This is a genomic window from Burkholderia sp. Bp8986 (genome assembly GCF_003854225.1).
GTDB lineage: Bacteria > Pseudomonadota > Gammaproteobacteria > Burkholderiales > Burkholderiaceae > Burkholderia.
This window is the reverse complement of sequence record NZ_QTQM01000045.1, coordinates 1-22,607: the sequence shown is the minus strand read 5'-3', so window position 1 is coordinate 22,607 and position 22,607 is coordinate 1. Positions and strand designations below refer to the sequence as shown.

Below are 22,607 nucleotides of genomic sequence, written 5' to 3'. Positions count from 1 at the left end.
CGGCGTCGAGGATGCCGAGGCAGCGGTGGACGCCGCGGCCCGCGCATTCCCGATCTGGTCGGGATTCGGCCCGCTCAAGCCGGGCAGCGGCTTCCGGTGCTTCGGCGGCCGCGCGGGTGTCGCGGAATTCACCGACTTGCGGGGGATTACCCTGCAGAGCACTCTCCACCACGATCCGTTGCGAGGAGCACGCCATGCAGATCGCCATTCTGGGTGCCGGTGCGATGGGTTCGTTCTTTGGCGGCCGCCTCGCGCTTGCGGGGCATTCGGTCAGCCTGCTCGATATCGACGACGCTCATCTCGCATCGATTCGCAGCCACGGCCTGCGGCTTTCGACCGATTCCGGCGAGCAAATCGTGCGCGATCTCGTCGTGCTGAGGCCGGAGGAGGCCGGCAAGCCCGTCGACGTCGTCATCGTCTTCACGAAGACGATGCATACGACCGCCGCACTCGCTGCCGCAAGCGCCGTACTCGGCCCTGACACCGTCATCCTGTCGTTGCAGAACGGCCTGGGGAACGCCGAACGGCTCGCCCGTTCCGTCTCGCCCGACCGGGTCATGGTCGGCGTCACCACGTGGCCCGCCGACAAGTCGGAGCCTGGCGCCGTCAGCTCGCATGGCCAGGGCACGATCCGGCTGATGAACGCGAACGGCACGCATACGAGCGCGCTCGAACAGACCGTGCATGCGTTGAATGACGCCGGCCTCTCGTGCCATGTCGATCCCGACGTCTGGGCCGCGATTTGGGAGAAGGTTGCATTCAACGCCGCCCTCAACAGTCTGTGTGCCGTGACGCAATGCACGGTCGGCGAATTGACGAATACTCCAGACGGCGAAGAGCTGGCGCTGAAGATCGTTTCAGAGGTGATGGCCGTCGCGCGTGCGCTCGGCATTTCGGCAAGTGAAGCGCACGTGGCGTCGAATGTGCGCGATGCGCTCGCCCATCATCGTACGCATCGGCCATCGATGCTGCAGGACGTGCTGGCCGGCCGGCGCACCGAGATCGAAGCGATCAATGGCGCGGTGGTCGAGGCCGCTCGCAAGGCCGGGGTGGAGGTGCCATATACGAACAGCGTGGCCTGCCTCGTCAGGCTCGTCGACGCGCGTACACGTCAGTCGGGCGGCGCGACGGCTCGACACTGAAGCGCGTGGCGGTTGCCGCCAGGCGCTTCGTCGAAGCGTCCGTCCGTCGACCCATCCACGCAGCTGGCCGCGGTGCGGAGCGTCACGCAAATCGGCGCATCGGCGACGATCACCCGTTCCTCTAGACCTCGTTCTAACCGCGCCCTGAACTTCTCAAGGAACGACTCATGCGTCGAGACATGCGCACAGCGCTTGCGCGATCGCATCGAGCGGTGTGCCGGGCCCGAACGTCGCCGCGACGCCCTTCGCCTTCAGATGGCGAATATCCGCGGCCGGAAAGATTCCGCCCAACACCACCGGAATCCGGGCGCGATGCAATGCCAGTTCGTCGAGCAGCCCTTCGACGAGCTCGAGGTGGGCGCCGGACAACGACGAAATGCCCACGATATCGGCGCCATGCGCCTGCGCGGCTGCCGCCACGGACGCCGGTTGCTGAAACAGCGGCAGGCGCAGGACGTCGAATCCGGCGTCCTCGAGCGCGGCTGCGACGACGGCCGCACCGCGGTCGTGTCCGTCCTGGCCGAGCTTGGCGATCGCGATGCGCGGCCTGCGTCCCGCGCGTTTTGCCAGGCGGTCGACGCCGAACCGGTGATGCCGGCGAGCGAGCTGACCGACACGGCCGCGTGTACGGGCGGGTTCGGAATGCGCTTCAGCGCGTCGCTGACGACGCTCGGATCGCCGCATTGAATGTGTGCAACACGTCGATCACTTTCGACTATCTGCCGGGCAGCGGTGGGACCTCATGACGCAATCCGTGTGCAATGGTTGCGCGGCACGCGTCAGACGGATCGCGACGGGTCGAGCCGTTCTTTCGCTCCAGGACCGATAGGAAACTTCATCGCGTCGTGGAAGGGATTTTTTCTATCTTTGACTACCACGGCGCCAAGCACCCGACCAGAGCAATGCAAGCAATTGCCGCGAAGGCAGAACCGGCTCGTCAGACGAGCGCAATCCGGGCAAGCGATGCCACGCCACGCCGGGTTCGCGATGATGCTGTTGGTGATAGTTGATGTTGTACGGCCAGATAAAGAAGCGGCCCAGTAACCCGACGCGCCACGAATAAGTCCAGTCATTCCAGCCAGCCGTGACACCCGGCCCGCCGCTGTGCTCTGCAATACTACGGATCTTCTGCACCAGCGCCCCAATTGTCACAAGAGGAACGAACCAAAGCGCCGCAAGCGTCAACAGTTCGCGTACTGTGCATGCATGCAGGAGCGGCACGAGCAGGATGCCCCAAGTCGCTATCGCCGTAAGCAGCGGCAGTGACATGGACGCACCACGCCCGTTCGCACGCCGGTATGCGCGCATGTTTTTCACCATGTTGACCAGGAACAAATCACCGAGCAGTTGCCGGACGAGCGGGAGTGTGTCGAGTGGCTCGAATTTCCATGGCTGCGCGTGGTACAGATAATTCCGCTCTGGATCTTCCGAAGTCCCGACGTGACGATGGTGTGCGAGATGCAGCGGGCGATAAAACTCGATGGGCACGAGTCCCGGTACGCCGATTGCCAAGTTGATCAGAAAGTCGTTCGCGAAACGGCGGCGGGTCAAATGATAGTGTGTCGCGTCGTGATACAGAATGAATAACGCGTGTTGCCGGGTCGCGACAACAACGGCAGCGACGAGGTAGCCTCCCCAATGCCCCACCGATAACGCAACTCGCAGCATAACTACGATACATAGCCATTCAAGCAACAATGCGGCGGCCGTACGCAGGTCAACGTCGAGACGAATGAGCACGGTCGTCGCACCGCCAACGCCAATACCGAGTGCGAGTCCCGCGAGCATGTCCGCGATCAGATGCTGCCCGGTCGTCAAAACCGTGAGCGCCAGCATTGCGCTCCACGCAGCGTAATAGCGCGCTGCACGGACACGTAGCGCAGCCAATACCACGGTTACAGCCACAGGCAGCGCAACATGCCCGCATGGACTCGCGGCGAGTGGCGCGTCGATCCGATACAGCCACGCGATCCATCCTGTCGCAGCCGGCGACCGGCTCACGGCAGTCGGCCATAGCAGATGACTGACGATGCACAGGCCTGCGGCAAGCGCACCTGCGAAAAACGCGGGCAGCAGCCAATTTCGGCATCGGCCGAACCAGACGATCGACGGCATCACGAGCGCGTAACTCAAATAAAGCGGCACGCTGGCGGACACGCGCGGAATGACCGCATCGTACGGCCCCGGACGCAACAGCGCCACGGGTGCCATCGGCGCGTGTGTGACCCAGAAGTACAGCGCACCCGACACGACGACATAGATTGCGAGCCAGCGCCACGCGTCGAACGCTGACGGTATATAGGAGGCGGAAACAGGAGGTATGGCGCGCATGTGAAAAAAGGAGCGGCTCAATCGCGTATCATGATAAATCGTTTCAGCTCGCATGAATAACGACGCTATGCCGCTTCGAGCCAGTTCCATGACACGTGCGCAGCTGCGCGACGTCGACGTTGCACATATGTACGCGCTCTACTCGACCTGTTACCGGGATACGGAACAGGCACGTTTCGAACACGATCTCGACGACAAGACACATTGCGTCATCATGCGCGATGACACCGGCAAGCTGCGCGGCTTCTCCACATTGAGACTATATGAACAGCAGTGGTGCGACACCACACTGCGCATCCTGTTTTCCGGCGACACGATCGTGGATCCGGCCTGCTGGGGCAGCCAGCAACTCGCGTTTTGCTGGATTCGACTCGCAGGTGAGCTCAAACGCAACTCGCCCGACGTGGCACTATACTGGTTTCTGATCTGCAAAGGGCATCGTACGTACCGCTACTTGCGAGCGTTCGCGCATGACTTCACCCCGCGATTCGACCGACCGACTGAGCCCGTGAATCAGGCACTGCTCGATCATCTGGCAGTTGAGCGCTTCGGGCACGCATACGACGCCGCGTCCGGCGTGCTCAAGTTTCCGGTACCGCAAGGCCGCCTCGCCCCAGCCCTCGCCGAAGTGCCGGACGTGCATCGACGGCTGCCGGATGTCGCCTATTTTCTGGAGCGCAATCCAGAATACGCATGCGGCAACGAGCTCGCCTGCCTGTGTGAACTGACGCCGGAAAACCTGCGCCCGATGGCAAGACGAATCTTCACCGGTGAATGAGCCGATGACGCGGATCCGGCTAGCCACAGCGGTCGACAACGAACGGCTCCTCGCGTTTCAAACACGTTACGCGATGCTAAGCGGGATGCCGCTTCGCTTCGATCGCTCGCCGGATTACTCCGCACTGCATCGGTGTCATTCGAACGACTATCGAACCTGGCTCGCGGAGGACAGCGCCGGGCGCGTCAAAGGAATAGCCAGCATGGTCGTTCGCGACGGCTACATCGCCGGCGGGAAACAGCGCATCGCTTACCTCGGCGACTTGCGCATCGCACCCGATCGCGAACTGGCGCACACGTGGGTCGACTATGTCGTCGATCGCCTCGCTGATCTCGCCCGGCACGAAGATGTGCAGCATACGTACTGCTGCGTCATTCGCGACAACAGGATCGCAACGCAATCGCTATTCAAGACAGGCAAGCGGACCCGGCTCGGATTTCGACATTGGCGCGGCTACAGTAACGTGTCGATCTATGCGCGGCGTATCGCTGCGCGGAGCGCCAGTTCCGTCAGGATCACGAACGCGTCGGCCGCCGACGCCGACGCGCTCCGCGCATTTCTGGACCAGGAGTCGCGTTCCCAACCCTTCGGTTGCGTCTTTACGGCGGACGAATTCGCGCGCCGCCTGAACGTCTGGCCCGACTTTGGAATCGAGCGCTTTCTGGTCGCACGTAACGCGCAGCGGCGTATCGTGGGCTGCGTTGCTCCGTGGGATGCAGGACGTATCAAGCGCATCGTGTTGGAACGTCTGCCGCGCTCGCTCGGTGCGCTGCGTCACGGCTTCAACGCCATCGCGCCGTTGCTCGGACGCCCTCCCATCGCAGCACCCGGCCAGCCGCTTCAGGACATCTACCTGACTCATCTGCATGTGAGCGGACGCAACCCGGACATCGCACAGGCACTGCTCGATGCGGTCTGGCAACGAGAGCGGAGCCGCTATGCGTTGCTGCAGCTTTGCCTGTACGATCACGACCCGCTATGGCCCGCCTTGCACGGCTATCGGTACACCGCACTGCCGATGGATCTATACACGCTATCCACGCCCGGCGCGAGCGCACTTGATCCGGGCGGCACCGAAGCGATCCCGGGATTCGAAATCTATCTCGTCTGACCGCTCGCGACCGCAGCCGCTCGCGTGTCGTTCAGGAGCGCAACGAGTGCAAGCCAGAAACGCCCCGCATCGAAGCCGGCGCCGCCGAGTACAGGCTGGCCATGGTCGAGATGCGGCACGCACACTTGGGGCATGCCGCGAATCGTCTGGTGATCGAGGTAGAACTGTCCGTCATGCGCACAACCGGGACGGTAGCGGTCGAGGCGTGAGTGATGTGCGTCGAACCGGGACGTGCGTTCTATCGACCAGCTCACGACATGCACACAGTGCAGGCCACCGGGCACCGCAGACAACAGATTCGCGATGCCCGCGTCGCGCCCGCTGCCGATATCGCGCGAGCCTGCATGCAGCCAGCGTGTGCGCAGCAATCTCCCGGCGGCTCGACCCAACCATGCGGGATCGATGCGCGCCCCCCGTTGCTCGAGCAGGCCATCGACGATCGCACTCGGGCCGACGGGCGGCTGAACGAGTGCGATACCGTCGCAGCGAGCACGAAGCCCTGAATCCGCATGCAGAGCCGCCAATGCATCGAGCCCGCCCTTGCTATGGGTAAGGACGATAAAACGGCGATCAGCGGGCAAGCGCGCATACAGGTTGCGCACGATATGCGCGCCCTGCTCGGCAACGGCGCGCGACGAGCGGACCGGCACACGAAGGACTGAGTACCGCGCGGCACGCAACGCCCGCGCAGCATGCCCGAAGCAGGCAGGTATCCATTCGGAATAGAGTCCCGCAACCAGCACGATGACGGTGTCCGGGAATGCGTGAGCGCCATGTGCGTGCCAACATTCGATGAAGCGCCCGGTCCAGTCGAGTGCTGCGGGCGCCGGTTCGAACGGCGTCAACGGGTAGTGTTGCCGCCACTCGTCGAAGCCGGACGGCGACCATGCCGGACACCGTGCGCTCATGCCGGCTCCGTTGTCACGCCATCGGCAGCGAGCGCCGCGCGGGCAGCAGCCAGCGTGGCTGGATTCCCGATTCGGGCAGGGTGAAAACGCGGCGAGAACCATGCCAGCCACGCAGGCAGCACGCGGGTAACGATGCCCGGCGCGCCGAACAGCCACCAGCCAAGCTGTGCCCAGCTTCGCCAATTGCCGGCGTCGCGGTCGGCACGCGCGAGACGGACGATGAAATAGCCCAGATCGACGACGAAGCATGCCGTAACGCCGAGCATCGCCGCCGTCCGCATGAAATAGCGCTTGATCGCGCCGCCGCCGCAAGCGCGAAATACGTCGAACGCGACGGCCTTGTGTTCGGTTTCCTCTATCGCATGCCACCGCCAGATTGCGGCCATCGACGGGTCGACGCCGTCGAGAATGGCCGGATCGCGCAATAGCAGATCGGCCAGAATGGCCGTGTAGTGCTCAAGACATGCCGTGAAGGTCAATTGAAGCAGCGGCGAAGCGACACGCCGGCATTGTTGCTGCCGTCTCCGCATGAGCGCCTCGAGTGCGTCGACCGGCATGCCCTGGCGAGCCAGGCGCCGGTTATACGCGCGGTGCTCGCGGATGTGAGCGGCTTCCTGGTACAGGAAAGCATCCACTTGCGCGGCGAGCGTGCCGTCGGCCGGCAGCGCGTCGCAGTACTGCCTCACGCTATCGACAAAGAACTTCTCGCCAAGCGGAAACATGATCGAGAACGCGTCGAAAAAGCGCGTCACGCGGCGGTTGTCACGATACCAATAGCGCGGAATGTGGTCGGCGAAACAAAAACGCGGATTGCGCCGACGGATGTCTGCCGCGTCGTTGCGGCGTTCATGCGTTGAATCGTCGGTTCGTTTGGCGTACATGGTCGTGGCCGATCGTGGCGTAACGCGCAGGGTCAGCGCAGGCGGGCGTATTGTTCGATGATGGCGATCGAAGGTATGCTCTGCGTCGCCGCCACCATCCATGTCCGAATTGTATGTTCGTTGCCAATGCAAGCGCCATAGATAATCGTTCGCGACGGTTCGATCGGCTGAATCTCTGCGTGCTCGCGCTGCAGAGCGTTGCATGGGCCGGCATCCTGACGTGGCTGTCGCATGGTACGAGCCCCTTGCGCTGGGTGTCGCTCGTACCGTTCTGCCTGATCATGCAAGGTGTGTTTTCGATGATGCACGAAACATTCCACGGTTTCGGGCATCGGCGCGGGGAAATCAACTACTTGATGATGTGGTGGGCATCGACGATGTTCGGCGCCGCAGCAACGCTGATCCACGTGAATCATCTCGGTCACCACGTGCGGAATCGAACGCCTGCGGAGCGGGTGGACTTCGTCGAGCCGGACGTTTCGCTGTGGCGCAAGCGAATCGAATACTACGTGGCGATCGTCGGCGGCATTTGGTTGGCGAGTTTCGCGGGCAGCTTCGTCCTGGCCGTGCTTCCGAGTCGCATCCCGCATGGTTGGGCGAAGTACGGACACGACAACACGTATGCGGCTGCGTTCAGGGACTTCGACCAGGCCGACTTTCGACGAATTCGATACGAAACCCTCGCAGCCGTGGCCGCGTGGATTGCACTGGGTGCATTGCTGGACTGGCGCGTGCTCGACATCGCGATTGCCTACCTCGCATTCGCGTTTTCGTGGTCGTCGCTCCAATGGGTGTATCACATGCACACTCCGCTCGACGTTGTCGAGGGCACATACAACATGCGTGCCCCCGCACTGATCCGCTGGGCGTTGCTCAACTTCAACTACAACCTGACGCATCACCGGCATCCGAGCCTGCGCTGGCAGGAGCTTCATGCATGCTCCGACGCAGCGGAGACGCGACCGCTGTGGTACGGTTGGCTGCATGTGTTCGAGGCGCCCCGGCGTTTGCCCAGCGATCCGACACAGCTCGAAAAGACCTATTTCTGACGAGAGGACGCACGTGCGTGCACAGGATGCGTGGGCCACGTTTGGCGCGGCAGCAGAACCCTTCCGTCGCGCGTGGCTCAGCGCGCTCGATGCGCCGGGCGACGCGCAGGCGGCCTATCTGTCACGCTTGCTCGCCGCGAATCGGAACACGACGTTCGGCATTGCCAACGGGTTTGCCGATATCGCAGATCCGGCACAATTTCGCGAGCGCGTGCCGGTGGCCCCCTACGCCGGCATGTCCCGATGGATTGATCGTGCACTCAAGGAGTCCGCTCCGATCCTGACCGCGCAAGCGCCACGCTTCTTCGAGCGCACGAGCGGCGGCAGCGAGCAGCAAAAGCTCATTCCCTATACGCCGGCCTTTCTCGAAGAATTGCAGTTCGCGCTGATCGTCTGGCTCTCCGATCTGCATCGCGCCGTGCCCGGCGTCGCGGCCGGGCGCGCGTACTGGTCGATGTCACCTCCAATGCACGCGCGCGAACGCGCTCCCAACGGCATCATGATCGGATCGGACAGCGATCTCGAATACCTGGCCGACAGCCCGCTCGTCGATCTGCTGCCGACGCTCGTCGCACCATCGCTATCGGGTGACGGTCGGGCGTGGCGCAACGAAACGTTGCGCGCGCTGATCGCCGCTGATGATCTGGCCTTCATCAGCGTATGGAGCCCGACCTTCCTGACCAGTCTGCTTCGTCCGCTGTTCGACGAAGCCGAACCGCAACGCGGCGATACGCTCACCTTCCTGTTCGATTCGCTGCCGTCGAACCGTACGGCAGCGCTGCGGCGCGCACTCGACGATGGCCACTGCAGCCGGCTGTGGCCGCAGCTCGCGGCAGTGAGTTGCTGGATGGACGGTCCGAGCAAACACTACGCCGCACATGCCCGCACCTTGTTTCCGCAGGCCGCATGGCTTCCGAAAGGCTTGTTTTCCACCGAGGCGGTGGTCAGCCTGCCGTTCGGCGATATGGCCGGCTGTCCCCTCGCCGTCTGCAGCCACTTCCTGGAGTTCCTGCTCGACGATGGAACCGCGATAGGCGTGGAAGAACTGAAGCCGGGCGATACGGTCGAGGTCGTCGTGACGACCGGAGGCGGCCTGTACCGCTATCGGCTCGGCGATCGGGTCCGTGTGACCGGATATGCGGGACGAACGCCATGCGTGGCCTTCGTCGGGCGGGCTGGCACGCAAAGCGATCTGGTCGGTGAAAAGCTGGACGAAGCCTATCTGGCTGCGTCGCTTTCCGAGGTGCTGCAACCGGGCGATGAAGGTTGCGTGATTCCGTGCGCAGACGCGGATCCGCCCCATTACCTGCTGTTGCTTGCAAGCGGTACGCAGGACGTCGCCGCCCTGCGTGATGCGCTGGAACAGGCTCTCGCCCGCGCTTTTCACTACCGACACGCACGCACGGTCGGCCAGCTTGGCCCGTTGCGCGTGGTTCGTATACCCGGGGGTGCCGCCCAGCTGGCGGATCTCGTCCAGCGAGCCCACGAGCGTGCTGGCATCCGGGCTGGCGACGTCAAACCCCGCGCACTGGTGGCCAAGCCCGCCGTGGCGGACGCACTCCGCGCATTCATCGAGGACGCGTGCTCATGTTGAACATATCGATCGCATCAACGTGCCCCCCGTGCGACGAATCCGAGCCGGACGCCGATGGCGAAGCCTTCGGCGCGCTCGTCGAGCAATGGTACGTCGCGGGCACCGAAGCCGAGGTCAAGCGGGACAAACCGTTCGGCACGCGCGTACTCGGCCTCGGCATCGTGCTATTCCGGGCGGCAGACGGCGAGATCGTCGCGCTCGTCGACCAATGCGTGCATCGCGGCACCCGGTTGTCGGCCGGGAATGTCATCGACGGCTGCCTCGTCTGTCCGTATCACGGCTGGCATTACGACCAGCACGGCCGCGTCACCCGAATTCCCAGCATCGACGGCGCAAGCGCCGAATCGACCGGTACGACCTACCCATATCGTCAGCGCAGGTTGCCGGTGCTGACTCGGCACGGCCTCGTCTGGGTCTATCGCGGGCGAGGTGATCCAGCGCTGAAGCGGCCGTTCGACATGCCGCACCACGGCGAACGGCCGTGGCAGTCGTACTACATGGTCAATACGTTCGATGGCGATCTCGGTGCGCTGGTCGAGAACTTCATGGACGTCCCGCATACGGTGTTCGTGCACGACCGGATCTTTCGCTCATCCACTGGGCGGCGACTACGGGCGACCGTCGAACTGAAGCAGCAGAGCGTCGAGGTCACGTATCACGATGATGGCGACAAGATCGGCATGCTGGACTGGCTGACCAATCCGTCCAGGGAACCGCTTCGGCATACCGATCATTTTTATGCACCGAACGTCACACGGTGCGACTATCACTGGGGTAGCCGTTCGAGTTTTCTGATCATCAGCCAGATCACGCCGCTCGACACGCGTCGATCGCGTGTCTATACATACATCGCCTATCGCTTTTCCTTGCCGGCTGCGGTGCTGCGCGCGCTGAAACCGCTGCTGCACCTCTACACGCATTCCGTGATCCAGCAAGACGTGCGAATCATGCGAGCGCACCGCGAGGGACTCGACAACGCCGCAGGCTTCACGCCGTCGAGCGTGCGCGCCGATGTGGTCCACATTGCAATCGGTCGGTTGTTGGCCGCGACGCAGCGTGGCGAGCCGTTGCCCGATGCGCAATGCGGCACGAAGCCGATGGAATTCGTGATCTGAGCGTCACCGGCGCGATCGGGCGAGGCGCCCGGCTCGACCGGCGCACCGCCCACGTGCCCCGTATTTCCGTTAGCCTCCCGTCTGTTCCTGGCTCGCGATCAGGCGTGCTCCGCATGCCAGCAAGTCGCCGTCGCATGCGGCGACTTGCCCGTCGAACCGGGCGTGCCCCGACACCGTCGCAATGAAGGTCAGGCCGTGAATCTCGCAAATCGCGGGATCGTGCAAGCGTGCAATCGCGCGCCCGTTGATTCGCGAGTTCGGCGCCCCGGACACAACGCGTCCGCCGTGGCTGTGCAAATCGCCTTCGATGATGTATCGCTTTTGACCCATGACGTGTCGATCCGGTCCGTCAGAAATCCCAGCTGAACGTCTGCGGATGCGCTTGCCGCGACGCGGCGTCCGACGGCGTCAGCATGACGATCGTGGCATGCAGCGGATCCCGCAGGTTGATCAGCGCGCTCGTCTTCCCGTCGCCATAACCCATCATCAGCGCCAGCGCGGTCTGGACCCAGATCGAGCTCGTTCCGGTGTCGCCGCCGATACGGCGTTGCATGTCGAATGCGTCTTTCGGATCATCAATATCGATATGCTGCGGGTTGTCGTGCAGCGACTGCACCAGCAACGCGAGATTGGCGGTCGAAGAGCCGGTGTCGTAGAACATCCGTCCCGGCTGCTCGCCGGGCGCAAGCGTGCCCACTGCCTGCTGCCAGCCGGCGCGGATCTTTTCGATTCGCTCGCCCTTCTTCAACGGCGCCCCGTGCCCGTTGCTCAGATCGACTCGCACCGGCCGATGCAGATTGGCCAGGACCGGCCATTTGTCGTACTCCTTCAGTTGCCACGTCGTCCACGGAATCGGCACCCACGGGTTCGGCTTGAAGCCGTCCGGTATCTTCAGCGACGCGGTCTTCCAGAACTCGGGGAGCTTCGCCTGCCAATAATCCGCCGGCATCTCCTTTTCACCCTTCTTCCAGTAGGCTTTCTGAAGCTGCCAGAAATAATTCCACAGCTTGATCACGTCATATCGGGTCTGGGTGTTGTCGATTGCCTCTGGTGCGTCCACCACATATGGACGAATCAATCGGTCAACGCGATCCTTTCTCGTCACGAGCAACGCAACGTAACTGTCCGGATTCTTTGGTACGAAGTTTCCATCTTTTGTGGACAAACCCAGGTAATCGGCGCCCGGAGTACCCAAATAGGATCGCGTGTTGATTCCATCCTCAACCAGCAACACTACTGCCGGCAAGTCCGGCTCGCGGTCAAAAATATCAAACGCTCTAGAGACTACATCGTCCCCATACGCAGTATGTATTTCATCGAGTCTCGTATAAATTGTATTGCCAATCCCCGCCCCGTTATCCGCACTACTGATGTGGGTTGCCATCCGCCCCGCATCCGGATCACTCTCGTTTCGGGGCGGCCCGGCCACTATCACGGGAATCGGCCAATAATCGACCCATCCACGCAATGTATAGCCGAAAACGTTGTTCTCGCGCTTATGTCCCGCAAAGCTTCGATCACTACTCGACCACGGATATTGTTTGGGATCTTGCAGGAGCAACGTTCCATTGGTTCCTGCCTCGTCCAGCCGCATCAATAGCGCACGCTGGCGAAACCGGTCAACGGCGACGCCAAAGCGTCGTATCTCCAATGTGAACCGTGCGTCCCGAGATCCGTCCCCGGCAACGACAGCTTCATTTACGCTCGAGGGACGAGCGGCAGCGGGCGTGTCTCGAGGCGGCGAGTCTCGACGCAACGAGGCACCATAGGCGATACTGACGCATGCCGCCAACAATAGCGGCGGCAAGATCAGCAGCGACAAGCGTCGATACATTGCAATATTCCCTCCCAAAAATCCCTCCCTTCCAACAACAAACTCAAAGACTGCAATCCATAAGAGAGTCAGGATTGCGAGTGCGAGCAGAAATATTCGTGAAGCCGGTGGTCGTGTGACGTTTGTCGTAATCATGGCGCATCAATTTGTCAATGTACCGATCGTGCTTCTTTTGTATCTTCGCTATTTCGATCTTTCCTGGTTTCACTGACCACACCGTCAGGAAAATCCTTGGGCACGATATTTTCTTCCGGGAAAACTCCGCTTTCGTAATAGCTGCAATTGGCTTTTACTATTTCGGACGTTACGGGGTCGAGCTTTTTGCCGAGTTTTCTCTCGGCTTTTACTATATCGCTCTCCGGAAGTCTCCAATCGGCAATTGCCCGCAGGAGTTTTGCCCAGTCCGGATCGTCCAGCGCACGCGCCTGGCCTACCGATACATCGAACGCGGTCGCACAGCGGTGATTTCTACGACCGCTCATGACCGCCGAGTGATATGAGCTTTCTCCCTGATGATTATTCATCAGCCGAACCTTGGCTTCGTTGAGCGTCTCCTGCCGATAGACGACGATGTGCCCGGGCGACGGCGGTACCGTCGACACGACCCGGCCTACCTTGCACTGATCGTCTGGATCCTTGCCCGCATTCAACGACGCCTCGACCTCGGCGGTGGTCGGCAGCGTCCCATCCTCGCTCGTTGGCCATTCGATGGTTTGTGCGGGCAATGGCTGCAACGCACCTTCGCCACTGTTCGTGCTCAAGGCAATTTCCGCTTCGAGCTGGTCAATGGATTGTTTGCCGGGCGCATACTCGCCAGCATTATTTGCCGAAAGCGGCGTTACCTCCGTTCCAGGCAGCACATTGCCTTCCATTTCGGGATCGAACGGTGGCGTCAATGCTTCGCCATTGATATTGCGCTCGGTACCGACGCTTATCTGCGTCGATTTCACCCATGTCGTGAAGCCGCCGGGCAAGCCATGGGATGTTTCACCCTTTTCCCGCATCGTAAAGTTTCCGGGCGGCGTACCAACCTGAACCGGCTTGCCCTGCCGCAGACGCCGGGTAAAGACACGCTGCCGGAAAGCCGCCGACAGCAGATCGATTTTCTCAGGCTTGCTTCCCCGCTGCGCCGCACGCACGTGGATTGAGTCGGGCAAGCCCGAGCAACCCATGCCATTGACGCCGCGCAGACCGACGGTCGCATCCTCCGGGCTGAAGTACATATACACTTTGCCGCGATTGTCGCGCTCGGCGAACACGACGCATTCGTTGCCTTGCAACGCGCTCAGGCGCGTCGCCTGCACGGGATCCCACGTCGGGCCGACGATGCCGAAATTGTCCCGACCTGGCACGTACTTCAATTGATCGAGTGGTGGCGTCGAATATTTGCCGCTCGCCACAAACCCGGCCAGGTTTGCCAGGGTCTTTGCACGCGCGTAAGCCGTCTGCTGCTGGTCCCCGCGTTGCAGCAGCCGATCCATGAACTCCTCGCTCAAGCTGTAGGGCGAGTCGATCAGGACCAACGTGTCGGCAGGACGGTCAGCCGGGCCACATTGGTTGGGAATCAGCCCCTCGACGAGATAGGCCTGGGCGAGCAGCGATATCAGCGTGCCCTGACTGTGCGCAATGATGTTGACCGTCCCGTCCGGGTCGATAAGGCGGATTTGCCGCACCAATGCCGCGAGCCGCCGAGCTGCCAGCAACATGTAGTGCCGATTTTCCGCCTCGCGAAGCGGGTGCGTCGGGTCGCCCTGCATCCGGTCGAGAATTTTCGTCGTCATTCCCCCTTTGAAATTCGAGTCGAACATGTCGGGGATGTTGTTGGTCGCGTTGGCGAAGAATCCGCCGTTGCGCGCGCGGTGCTCATCGAGGCGGTTGCCGAACCGGTCGACGTACTGGCCGTTGACGGTTTCCTTATTGGGGTCCCGGGGCAAATCCTCCTTCCCGACGCGTAACCCCCAATAAAACGGAATCAACGGGCTCCTTGTCTCTTCGCTTTCCTGCCGACGATAGATGGCGTCGTCCATGTTCTTCATCATGTCGGCAACGCTCACCTGGCTCGGGTCGTTCGCCATGCGGCCGTGCGAGTACTCCGCGCCCTTGAAATCGGTGCGACCGAGGCGGTCGTTCAATCCATCGCACAGTCCGCCTTCGACCGTGCCGAAATCCGTTCCAAGGTCATTCACGCCATGGATCAGGATCGTCGTGCACGGGAAGCGATTTTGTACGTCGGTATTGACGAACGCATCCTGCGGCCGATTGCAATTGAGAATCGCCTGATGTTCGCCGACGATCCGGGGCGACGAGGTTGTGGTATCGGACATGATCGCCTGCCTTAAACGTCGAAAACCTGAATGTGTGCAATGTGCATCGCGTCGCTCGATGCCAGCTCCGTCAACCCGTGTGCATCCGAGACCCCGTTAATGACCTGGCCATTGCGCAGCGTGATCTTGTACGGACGATTCGGCACGGGATGCGTACCGTCGTCACCGTCTGTGCCGGGGTACCGCAAGCGGAACTTCTGATCGGCTCCTCCGCGATTGAACGCCGGCGGCGCAACGTGGTCCGTGTTCGGGCCGACGAAATCATGTCCCGCCGTGTGCGCGGTGAACGCACCGTCGGAACCGACCTCGACGCCGCCACCGACTTTCACGTAGCTTCCGTCTTCCGCGACGAGCCGGATCGACTTGCCCGAGATCAACACCTCGTCGCCGACCGACATGATCTGTATCCCCTTCTGAGCAGTCGCCGCAAGCGTGTCCTGTTGCGCCTGCAAGACAACGGGGCCCTCGCCGGCAATCGCACGGACGCCTTCTCCGCGCCCGAACAGGTGGATGCCCTGGCCCGCCGTCGTGATTACGCGCTGACCGCCGGCGAATTGCAGGTTCTGCCGCGCGATCTGATCGATGTTCTCGCCGGCGTAGGTCACGTAAGTCTTCGGGGTGATATTGAGCGCGCCCGCCTTTGCGCCGAATGCCATCAGCGCCTGTGAGTCGTCTGCGTCGGCGTTCGACGCACGGTCGTCGCCTGAAGCGTGGCCGCCCGGCGTCCATCCCTTGAAGGCGGTCACGACAGCTTGCTGCCCCGTCGCATCGGTCGCCGTGCCGCCGTGCTGTCCGGCGTAATCTCCCAACGCCTTGAACAGCTCAGCGCATTCGCCGAGCAACTCGACGAGTTCATTGCGGTCAAGCTGTCCGCCGCTCGCCTGCGTACGCGCGTAAGTCGTCAGAAGCATCCCTTGCGCCGCGCGCAACGCAGCTGCCGCGTCCGTGCGCAATTCGGCGCCTTGGCCGCGGTCTGCACCCTGTCCGTTGTCGCGTGGTTGCGTCAGGTAGCCGAGATTCAACTGGCTATGCGCATGCTCCGATGCAAGCTGCGCGCTGATTTGCTGCGGTGTATCGTCAAGACGAAGCTGGTTGTAGCGTTGCCCCTTGATTTCCTTCGTCTTGATACCGGAGAGAAAGCGATTGCCCGGCAGACTGCCCGTATGAGTGAAACTCGCCGGCATGTTCGCGCCGTTTGCCAGCACGCCGATGATGACCAGCCTGTCCGGATCCCCGCCGAGGCTCCCGAGCAGAACTTCGGTGCCCACCCGCGGCAAGAAAGTCTCCCCGAAATTCGGCCCGGCCAGACTGGATGCCACGCGGATCGGTGCGCTGTCGCTCTCGTTGCTGTTCGTTCCGGCACCCTGCGCGTGCGCATGATCGCGGGAATCCTGACCGAGAATCTGCACGAACACGCAGCCATTCTCGTCGCAACTGACCTCCTCGCCCTCGGCCCCGACCACGCGCCCGGTAATCAACGGCGTCGGCGGAAGGTCGGTCTTGGGATCGTAAAGCGGCGTGAGAGGCGTGCCACGCGGCACGCACGAGAACGTATTTTCGTAGCGCGTATCCTGCCCGGACGGGTCGCCATCGCTCAGCGAGCGTGGCTGCTGAAGCGTGTGGCTGGCGGCGAACAGCGTCTGCGCACGCTCGTTCAACCCTTTGGGCAGATTGTTCCAGATCTCGTGGTGCAGTGACGTAATCACGAATTGCTGCTTGTCGGACGGGAGCGTGCCCCACTCGTCCTCTCCGGCGATCGTGATCCATGAGCCGACTGCGAGGTCGCGAATTCCGCTCACGCCGTCGTATCGAACCGCCTGCGCTTCATGAGCCAGAATGCGATCTTCCGTCATCCGTTCGTGGTCTGCCCACGAGTCCGCCATATGCGGGACGTCGATCACGAAGTCCGATAGCAATTTCGCGAGATCGTTACCCGATTCGCCTTGATCGATCCTTGTCGATGCGCTCGACTGGTCCACGCGGGCATATCGGTAGTCCCACGAAGGTCGCCCCGATTCCCCCGAAATCAGTTGCTGGCGCATCGTCAGAGCGGTGATGGTGTCGCGCTGTTCCGTTCCAGCGTCTCGTGGATGGACGCGCACTGTACCTGCGGCGGACTCGCTCAGTTTCTGAGGGTCATCGCAGAACACCAGCGTATGCACGGGAGGATCGCCGTCTTTCGCCTCCCCGCTCACCCGTCCGGCGCGCACGAACAGCGTGATGCCGTCGCGACGTGCAATCCGGGAGATGAAACGGGCATCAGATTCGTTGACCTGGCGTACGAAAGAGCGACTTGGATAGCGGGATCTGTCGAGTTGGGACAGGTCGAACTCGAACGCCTGCGCGAGGGCAACACTACGCTGTCGCCATTCGCTCAGGACGACTCCAAGTACATCGACAACGCTGACGTTACGGAAGATGCGGGAATTGGTGCGCTTTTGCAGCAGGTTCACCGCGTCGGTCACGGTGAACTGGTAAACCGTCAGCTCCCCGTCGGTCCGGCCGATCTGAACGGCGCTGACGATTGCGTTGATGGCATGCAGTTGGCCGCGATCCGTGACGATACCGACTGAGACCGGCGCACCAATGAAAAGCTTCGGAGGCAAATCGCCCTGCTGCGAAATGCAGGTCAGATAGCCGCTGATGCCGGTCATCATGCTTTCGCGGATGCTCGCGTGCTGCAACGCGATCTTCGACGCCAGCGCGTGCTGCGCCTTACCCCAATTCAGCACGACCGGCCGGCGATTCGCATCGATTCCCGATACGAATTTGCGGAACGACTCTCGGATATCCACGACGGTCTCTCAGTTTGATTCGTTATGACCCGCCGGATGTTGCTGTTCTAAATAGCTGGCGGCTGCGCGCGAGTTTACCAAAATGTGACACGGAAATAACAATCGGGGATGCCGACTAACAATTTTTCATGTTATTCGACGAAGAACACTATATTCCGCCGCTCTATCTGGACCGACGCGCAGTGCTCCGAACGTCGGATGTCTCCCGGGCCCCGCCCAAGGCGCGTACACGCTTCCATCGCTGTGTTCGTCTTGGCTGGACGGGCCGAAGTGAATGCTGGTGCTATAAATGTGCATATAGCGTGCAATAAAAAGCAGTCGTGGAATCCGATATCACCGGCAGTTCCAGCGATTTCGCCTAATTCATGGCGTCATTGAGAGGACCGACGAGCATCGCTCCGATCGTCTCGGCGAAGCGATTCGCTCTCGCTTTGCACATCCACATCCATATGCAAACGCTCGCGGGGCTGGCCCATGTACACCGTAACATGATGAGCCGTTTGGCAGGCTCCGAGAGCGTACGGAAGTTCCTTGGAGACGCGCCTCGGATCATTCGGGCAGCAACCGATATTTCCGGCGACGTACAGAGCACGCTCTTCTGGTATCGCAATGCCCCGTTGCCAATCCGCAATGCCACAGCAACGATCTCCCGTCTCGAGACGCTGGGCGCCATTTAGGCGGAACTTCCCGTCAACCTCGAGCGGTAGCTATTGGATTGGGAAATTAATAGTTTTGTTCAAATACTGCAAAAAAGGGCCACCGTTTTTCCAGCCTACATCCCCCTCCTATCAACATCCGCCCCCCAATAATCCTCCTTGACACCCTATCTTTCGATATATATCTTTAGATATGTTTTACGACATATAGGACACGATCATGCGACACAACTCCTCCCGCGGCCATGCCCGATGCGACGGTCATGGTGCGCATGCGGGCCCTGACTGGTACACCAGTGTCTGGCAACTGATCGGCCGCCATCGGCGCGGCCACGATCCATTCGGCGGCGGCCCGTTCGGTGGCCGTGGCGGACGCGGCGGCTTTGGCGATTTCGGCGACGACGGCATGCCGCGCGGCCGCCAGTTCAGCTCCGACGATCTCCAGCTGCTGCTGCTCGCGCTGGTCGCCGAGCAACCGAGCCACGGTTACGAACTCATCAAGGCGCTCGATACGCGCTCGAACGGCTTCTACAGCCCGAGCCCCGGCATGGTGTATCCGGCGCTCACGTATCTCGACGAAGTCGGTTTCGTCGCATCGCAGGCGGAAGGCAACCGCAAGCGCTATGCGCTGACCGACGCCGGCCGCGCGCATCTCGATGCACAGCGCGAACGCGTCGACACCTTGTTCGCGCGCCTCACGCACCTCGCACGCAAGATGGAATTCATGCGTCGCGCGTTCGCCGGCGAAGCGGCGGGCAGCGAGGCACAGGACGACACGCAGCCCGGCTGGCTGCCGGAGTTCGTCGAGGCCCGCCTTGCACTGAAGCGGGCGCTGCTCCACAAGAGCGCGGCCGATGCCGACGAACAGCGGCGCATCGCGGCAATCATGCGCCGCGCGACGGCCGAAATCGAAGGCGGCACCGGCGCGTAACCCGCGCCGTCCCGTCAAAACCCAAGGAGTACGGATTGATGCAGAACCCCTCCGAACGCGCCGTCACGCGCGTGCGCCATACCCTCAAGTTCCGCCTGCTGCAGGTCGTGCGCGTGCACGCCGTGACGCCGCACCTGCTGCGCGTCACCCTCGGCGGCCCCGACCTCGCGGATTTCGAATCGTCGTCGTTCGACGATCACGTGAAGGTGTTCTTCCCGCCGCCCGGCGCCGAACGCCCCGCGATGCCGACGCTCGGCGCGAACGGCCCCGAGTTTCCCGAAGGCGAACCGAAGCCGGTCGCGCGCGATTTCACGCCGCGCCGTTTCGACCGCGCCGCCTGCGAACTCGATCTGGAATTCGTGCTGAACCATCCGGGCCCCGCATCGCACTGGGCGGCACAGGCACGCGTCGGCCAATGGCTCGGCATCGGCGGCCCGCGCGGATCGTTCGTGGTCCCGATCGATTTCGACTGGCATCTGCTGATCGGCGACGATACGGCGCTGCCGGCGGTCGCGCGGCGTCTCGAGCAATTGCCTGCCGGCGCACGCACGGCGGTCGTGCTGGAAGTCGCGGATCGCACCGCGCAGATCGCGTTCGATACGCGTGCCGACGTGCATGAAATCTGGCGCTTTCGCGACGAAGCCGACGCCGCGGACGGCGACCTGCTGCTGAACGCGGTGCGCGAGCTGCCGCTGCCGTCCTCCGGCGACGGTTACGTGTGGGCGGCAGGCGAAGCGCAAGCGATGCGCGCGGTGCGTCAGTACCTGACCGGCGAGCGCGGCGTCGACAAGTCGCGCATCCGCGCGGCGGCCTACTGGAAGCGCGGCGCGACGGCCGTGCACGAAACGCTGGAAGACTGACGCGAACGGGTGCCCGCGCACGGGCGGGCTTGGCATCGGCGGGGCGGCTGGTATATATCTGTGTCTGCGACGCCGCTGTCGGGCGACAGCCGCCGCAGCCCGCCCAGGAGCGCCCGGTCATGACGAGAGAACGCCACGCTTCGCCTTTCCTTCGCAATCTGAAGATCGCCGGTTATTGCGGCCTGGCGGTCGTCGTGCTCGCGCTGTTCGTCGCGATGTGCGCGATCCTGAAGGAAAGCGCGCTCGAACGTGACGCCGCGCAGCATCCGGGCGAGACGCCCGAACTGCATGAAGCGGGCGGCGGCCCGTCCGCTTCGGCGGAAGCAGCCAAGACGCCCGGTTGACGGCGTCCGGCCCGCACTTCTCCCGCGTAGTCCTGCCGCTCAGGGCGTGCGCTCGCGCCCCATCAGCACCGCGTGCACGACGTCGCCGATCCGTTCGAGCAGCTCGACCACGCGTTGTCCGTACAGGTGCGCGGCCAGCGCGCCGGCCGTGCCGACCAGCACGCCGCCGGCCATGTCGAACGGCCAGTGCACGCCCGCATACACACGCCCCCATGCAATCGCGACGGCCATCGCGGCCATCACGACGCCGGTCAGCCGCGTGGTACCGGCGAGCATCATGCCGACCGCGAGACTCCAGGCAAACGTCATGTGATCGCTTGGAAACGAGCTGTCCGGCGCATGCGGAATCAGTTGCGTGCCGATTCCGGCCATGAACGGCCGCGGCGAAAACCAGAAATGCCCGATCACCTGCGCGAGCGCCAGCGCCACACACGTGCCGACGCCGGCCTCGATCGCCTGGCGGCGCGTCGGGCGTTCGCCGAAGATCCAGGTCAGCAGCAGCATCGCGGGCAGCGCATAGACGAGCCAGTCGGCGGCGAAGATCGCGAGGTGGGCAACGCCGGGGTGCGGCGCGGCGCCGGCATTGAAGGCGGAAAACAGGGTGAGATTGAGGTTCTGCATGAATCCGGTTGCGTGGGATGTCGTGACGGGACCGGCGGTGCCGGTCGGATGCGAACGATGCTAGTGCTCACTCGCTTAAGCAGTGCTTAATGCGCCGGGCGACCGGTGACCAGGACCGAGGCCCGCGCGCGAACGCACTTAGAGCCTGTACTGCAACACAAGTTCACACAATTGTCACATTCACGCGCGACGGTCTCCCGTAAAAGCTCACCGACCATCCCGTAAAGGCTCACCTTTTTCACATCGTGGCGTCACCGACCCGTGCGAGTATCGGACCGCTCACGCGCGCCATGCCGTTTGCACCGTTCGTCTCAATATTTGCCTCGCAAATCATTCGAAATCGGCAACAATTAATTCCATATGCGGCATCGCACAACGGCAACGCACAGGCATAGGATTACGAGCTTACGAGCACTCATCCACGAAGCGATCAACAACAAGGAGTCCGCATGAAACCCAGCGATGTCCGATCGAAAGCGTTTGCGATGCCGTTGACCAGCCCGGCCTTTCCGATGGGCCCGTACCGTTTCGTCGATCGTGAGTTTCTGATCATCACGTACCGCACCGATCCGGACCGTCTGCGTGAAATCGTGCCCGAGCCGTTGCAGGTCAAAGAGCCGCTCGTCCATTACGAATTCATTCGCATGGCCGATTCGACCGGCTTCGGCGACTACACGGAAAGCGGCCAGGTGATCCCCGTCGAGTACAACGGCCAGGCCGGCGGCTACACGCTCGCGATGTATCTCGACGATCACCCGCCGATCGCCGGCGGCCGCGAGCTGTGGGGTTTCCCGAAAAAACTCGCGTCGCCCACGCTGCACGTGAACACCGACCACCTCCTGGGCACGCTCGACTACGGCAAGGTGCGCGTCGCGACCGGCACGATGGGCTACAAGCACAAGGAACTCGACATCGACGAGCAGACGAAGCGCCTCGCCGGCCCGAACTTCCTGCTGAAGATCATCCCGCACGTCGACGGCACCGCGCGCGTGTGCGAACTGGTGCGCTACTACATGCAGGACATCAGGATGAAGGGCGCGTGGACGGGCCCCGCGTCGCTCGAACTGGCACCGCACGCGCTCGCGCCGGTGGCCGACCTGCCGGTGCTCGAGATCGTCGAAGCGCGCCACCTCGTCGCGGATTTGACACTCGGCCTCGGCGAAGTCGTCTACGATTACCTGGCTCAGTAACACGTCCGCAGTCCTTTCTCCCTGTCAATCCTTTCACCACGGGAATTCGAAATGAGCAACCTGAATGGCAAGACCGCAGTCGTCACGGGCGCCGCAAGCGGCATCGGCAAGGAAATCGCGCTGGAGCTCGCGAAAGCGGGCGC

20 protein-coding genes are annotated in these 22,607 nt (G+C 62.5%); 11 read left to right on the top strand and 9 right to left on the bottom strand.

What is annotated here, in order from left to right:
* Nucleotides 1-194 precede the first annotated feature (194 nt).
* Nucleotides 195-1,142 carry a ketopantoate reductase family protein gene (locus DID99_RS29610; RefSeq protein ID WP_124668093.1) on the top strand — a complete coding sequence of 316 codons (948 nt, stop codon included), beginning with the start codon at nucleotides 195-197 and terminating at the stop codon, nucleotides 1,140-1,142.
* A 165-nt stretch (nucleotides 1,143-1,307) separates the two neighbouring features.
* Here DID99_RS29610 and DID99_RS29605 read toward each other — a convergent pair whose 3' ends face one another.
* Both DID99_RS29605 and DID99_RS29600 read right to left on the bottom strand, forming a co-directional pair.
* Nucleotides 1,308-1,676, bottom strand: coding sequence for a cobalamin-dependent protein (locus tag DID99_RS29605; RefSeq protein WP_260444733.1), 369 nt, complete (start codon nucleotides 1,674-1,676; stop codon nucleotides 1,308-1,310).
* 327 nt (nucleotides 1,677-2,003) lie between these two features.
* The gene (locus DID99_RS29600) at nucleotides 2,004-3,563 is read right to left on the bottom strand and encodes a fatty acid desaturase family protein (RefSeq protein ID WP_260444732.1); all 1,560 of its coding nucleotides are present in this window, start codon (nucleotides 3,561-3,563) and stop codon (nucleotides 2,004-2,006) included.
* Here DID99_RS29600 and DID99_RS29595 point away from each other — a divergent pair.
* Together DID99_RS29595 and DID99_RS29590 are read left to right on the top strand one after the other, a co-directional pair.
* A complete protein-coding gene (locus DID99_RS29595; protein ID WP_260444731.1) occupies nucleotides 3,562-4,251 on the top strand; it encodes a hypothetical protein in 690 nt (229 codons plus the stop codon). The genes DID99_RS29600 and DID99_RS29595 overlap by 2 nt on opposite strands.
* Nucleotides 4,244-5,362 (top strand): hypothetical protein, encoded by a 1,119-nt coding sequence (locus tag DID99_RS29590; RefSeq protein ID WP_260444730.1) that lies wholly within the window; start codon nucleotides 4,244-4,246, stop codon nucleotides 5,360-5,362. Before DID99_RS29595 ends, DID99_RS29590 begins: the two co-directional genes overlap by 8 nt.
* On the opposite strand, the gene DID99_RS29585 is transcribed toward DID99_RS29590, so the two are convergent.
* On the bottom strand, nucleotides 5,350-6,270 hold the full coding sequence (locus tag DID99_RS29585; RefSeq protein ID WP_124530148.1) for a hypothetical protein: 921 nt from the start codon (nucleotides 6,268-6,270) through the stop codon (nucleotides 5,350-5,352). The genes DID99_RS29590 and DID99_RS29585 overlap by 13 nt on opposite strands.
* Nucleotides 6,267-7,151 carry a metal-dependent hydrolase gene (locus tag DID99_RS29580; protein WP_063927848.1) on the bottom strand — a complete coding sequence of 295 codons (885 nt, stop codon included), beginning with the start codon at nucleotides 7,149-7,151 and terminating at the stop codon, nucleotides 6,267-6,269. The genes DID99_RS29585 and DID99_RS29580 overlap by 4 nt, the downstream gene beginning before the upstream one ends.
* 113 nt (nucleotides 7,152-7,264) lie before the next feature.
* On the opposite strand from DID99_RS29580, the gene DID99_RS29575 reads away from it, so the two are divergent.
* From DID99_RS29575 to DID99_RS29565, 3 genes are read left to right on the top strand one after another with little or no spacing between them, the layout of a single operon-like run.
* Nucleotides 7,265-8,200 carry a fatty acid desaturase gene (locus DID99_RS29575; RefSeq protein WP_124668091.1) on the top strand — a complete coding sequence of 312 codons (936 nt, stop codon included), beginning with the start codon at nucleotides 7,265-7,267 and terminating at the stop codon, nucleotides 8,198-8,200.
* A gap of 13 nt (nucleotides 8,201-8,213) precedes the next feature.
* A complete protein-coding gene (locus DID99_RS29570) occupies nucleotides 8,214-9,794 on the top strand; it encodes a GH3 auxin-responsive promoter family protein (RefSeq protein WP_124668090.1) in 1,581 nt (526 codons plus the stop codon).
* Entirely contained in the window at nucleotides 9,788-10,909 is a 1,122-nt protein-coding gene (locus DID99_RS29565; RefSeq protein WP_124488989.1) for an aromatic ring-hydroxylating dioxygenase subunit alpha, read from the top strand. Before DID99_RS29570 ends, DID99_RS29565 begins: the two co-directional genes overlap by 7 nt.
* Nucleotides 10,910-10,978: 69 nt before the next feature.
* Here DID99_RS29565 and DID99_RS29560 read toward each other — a convergent pair whose 3' ends face one another.
* The 4 genes from DID99_RS29560 to DID99_RS29545 all read right to left on the bottom strand — a co-directional run bounded on the left by DID99_RS29560 (nucleotide 10,979) and on the right by DID99_RS29545 (nucleotide 17,862).
* On the bottom strand, nucleotides 10,979-11,239 hold the full coding sequence (locus DID99_RS29560) for a PAAR domain-containing protein (RefSeq protein WP_124668089.1): 261 nt from the start codon (nucleotides 11,237-11,239) through the stop codon (nucleotides 10,979-10,981).
* A gap of 19 nt (nucleotides 11,240-11,258) precedes the next feature.
* Nucleotides 11,259-12,743, bottom strand: coding sequence for a DUF2875 family protein (locus DID99_RS29555; RefSeq protein WP_260434459.1), 1,485 nt, complete (start codon nucleotides 12,741-12,743; stop codon nucleotides 11,259-11,261).
* A 149-nt stretch (nucleotides 12,744-12,892) separates the two neighbouring features.
* Complete coding sequence (locus DID99_RS29550; RefSeq protein ID WP_124668088.1) at nucleotides 12,893-15,067, bottom strand: DUF3274 domain-containing protein; 2,175 nt, start codon at nucleotides 15,065-15,067, stop codon at nucleotides 12,893-12,895.
* An 11-nt stretch (nucleotides 15,068-15,078) separates the two neighbouring features.
* A complete protein-coding gene (locus tag DID99_RS29545; RefSeq protein WP_124668087.1) occupies nucleotides 15,079-17,862 on the bottom strand; it encodes a type VI secretion system Vgr family protein in 2,784 nt (927 codons plus the stop codon).
* Between the two features lie 876 nt (nucleotides 17,863-18,738).
* Between DID99_RS29545 and DID99_RS29535 the strand changes: the two genes are divergently transcribed.
* The 3 genes from DID99_RS29535 to DID99_RS29525 all read left to right on the top strand — a co-directional run bounded on the left by DID99_RS29535 (nucleotide 18,739) and on the right by DID99_RS29525 (nucleotide 20,653).
* Nucleotides 18,739-19,449, top strand: a complete 711-nt coding sequence (locus DID99_RS29535) for a PadR family transcriptional regulator (protein WP_044846504.1) — start codon at nucleotides 18,739-18,741, stop codon at nucleotides 19,447-19,449.
* A 38-nt stretch (nucleotides 19,450-19,487) separates the two neighbouring features.
* Nucleotides 19,488-20,309, top strand: coding sequence for a siderophore-interacting protein (locus DID99_RS29530; RefSeq protein WP_124668086.1), 822 nt, complete (start codon nucleotides 19,488-19,490; stop codon nucleotides 20,307-20,309).
* A 119-nt stretch (nucleotides 20,310-20,428) separates the two neighbouring features.
* Entirely contained in the window at nucleotides 20,429-20,653 is a 225-nt protein-coding gene (locus DID99_RS29525) for a hypothetical protein (protein ID WP_124530144.1), read from the top strand.
* A 39-nt stretch (nucleotides 20,654-20,692) separates the two neighbouring features.
* On the opposite strand, the gene DID99_RS29520 is transcribed toward DID99_RS29525, so the two are convergent.
* Nucleotides 20,693-21,274 (bottom strand): undecaprenyl-diphosphatase, encoded by a 582-nt coding sequence (locus tag DID99_RS29520; RefSeq protein ID WP_044846507.1) that lies wholly within the window; start codon nucleotides 21,272-21,274, stop codon nucleotides 20,693-20,695.
* Nucleotides 21,275-21,723: 449 nt separating this feature from the next.
* On the opposite strand from DID99_RS29520, the gene DID99_RS29515 reads away from it, so the two are divergent.
* Nucleotides 21,724-22,464, top strand: a complete 741-nt coding sequence (locus DID99_RS29515) for an acetoacetate decarboxylase (RefSeq protein WP_044846508.1) — start codon at nucleotides 21,724-21,726, stop codon at nucleotides 22,462-22,464.
* A gap of 51 nt (nucleotides 22,465-22,515) precedes the next feature.
* Nucleotides 22,516-22,607, top strand: a 92-nt coding sequence (locus DID99_RS29510; RefSeq protein ID WP_124488979.1) for an SDR family NAD(P)-dependent oxidoreductase, incomplete at its 3' end; no start/stop codon positions are given.

What these genes read in the sequence shown, in the direction of transcription:
- DID99_RS29535 (WP_044846504.1), top strand. Translation starts at nt 18,739, where the DNA reads ATGCGACACAACTCCTCCCGCGGCCATGCCCGATGCGACGGTCATGGT.
- DID99_RS29550 (WP_124668088.1), bottom strand. Translation starts at nt 15,067, where the DNA reads ATGTCCGATACCACAACCTCGTCGCCCCGGATCGTCGGCGAACATCAG.
- DID99_RS29575 (WP_124668091.1), top strand. Translation starts at nt 7,265, where the DNA reads ATGTTCGTTGCCAATGCAAGCGCCATAGATAATCGTTCGCGACGGTTC.
- DID99_RS29595 (WP_260444731.1), top strand. Translation starts at nt 3,562, where the DNA reads ATGACACGTGCGCAGCTGCGCGACGTCGACGTTGCACATATGTACGCG.
- DID99_RS29520 (WP_044846507.1), bottom strand. Translation starts at nt 21,274, where the DNA reads ATGCAGAACCTCAATCTCACCCTGTTTTCCGCCTTCAATGCCGGCGCC.
- DID99_RS29565 (WP_124488989.1), top strand. Translation starts at nt 9,788, where the DNA reads ATGTTGAACATATCGATCGCATCAACGTGCCCCCCGTGCGACGAATCC.
- DID99_RS29585 (WP_124530148.1), bottom strand. Translation starts at nt 6,270, where the DNA reads ATGAGCGCACGGTGTCCGGCATGGTCGCCGTCCGGCTTCGACGAGTGG.
- DID99_RS29555 (WP_260434459.1), bottom strand. Translation starts at nt 12,743, where the DNA reads ATGTATCGACGCTTGTCGCTGCTGATCTTGCCGCCGCTATTGTTGGCG.
- DID99_RS29600 (WP_260444732.1), bottom strand. Translation starts at nt 3,563, where the DNA reads ATGGAACTGGCTCGAAGCGGCATAGCGTCGTTATTCATGCGAGCTGAA.
- DID99_RS29515 (WP_044846508.1), top strand. Translation starts at nt 21,724, where the DNA reads ATGAAACCCAGCGATGTCCGATCGAAAGCGTTTGCGATGCCGTTGACC.
- DID99_RS29580 (WP_063927848.1), bottom strand. Translation starts at nt 7,151, where the DNA reads ATGTACGCCAAACGAACCGACGATTCAACGCATGAACGCCGCAACGAC.
- DID99_RS29530 (WP_124668086.1), top strand. Translation starts at nt 19,488, where the DNA reads ATGCAGAACCCCTCCGAACGCGCCGTCACGCGCGTGCGCCATACCCTC.
- DID99_RS29560 (WP_124668089.1), bottom strand. Translation starts at nt 11,239, where the DNA reads ATGGGTCAAAAGCGATACATCATCGAAGGCGATTTGCACAGCCACGGC.
- DID99_RS29525 (WP_124530144.1), top strand. Translation starts at nt 20,429, where the DNA reads ATGACGAGAGAACGCCACGCTTCGCCTTTCCTTCGCAATCTGAAGATC.
- DID99_RS29610 (WP_124668093.1), top strand. Translation starts at nt 195, where the DNA reads ATGCAGATCGCCATTCTGGGTGCCGGTGCGATGGGTTCGTTCTTTGGC.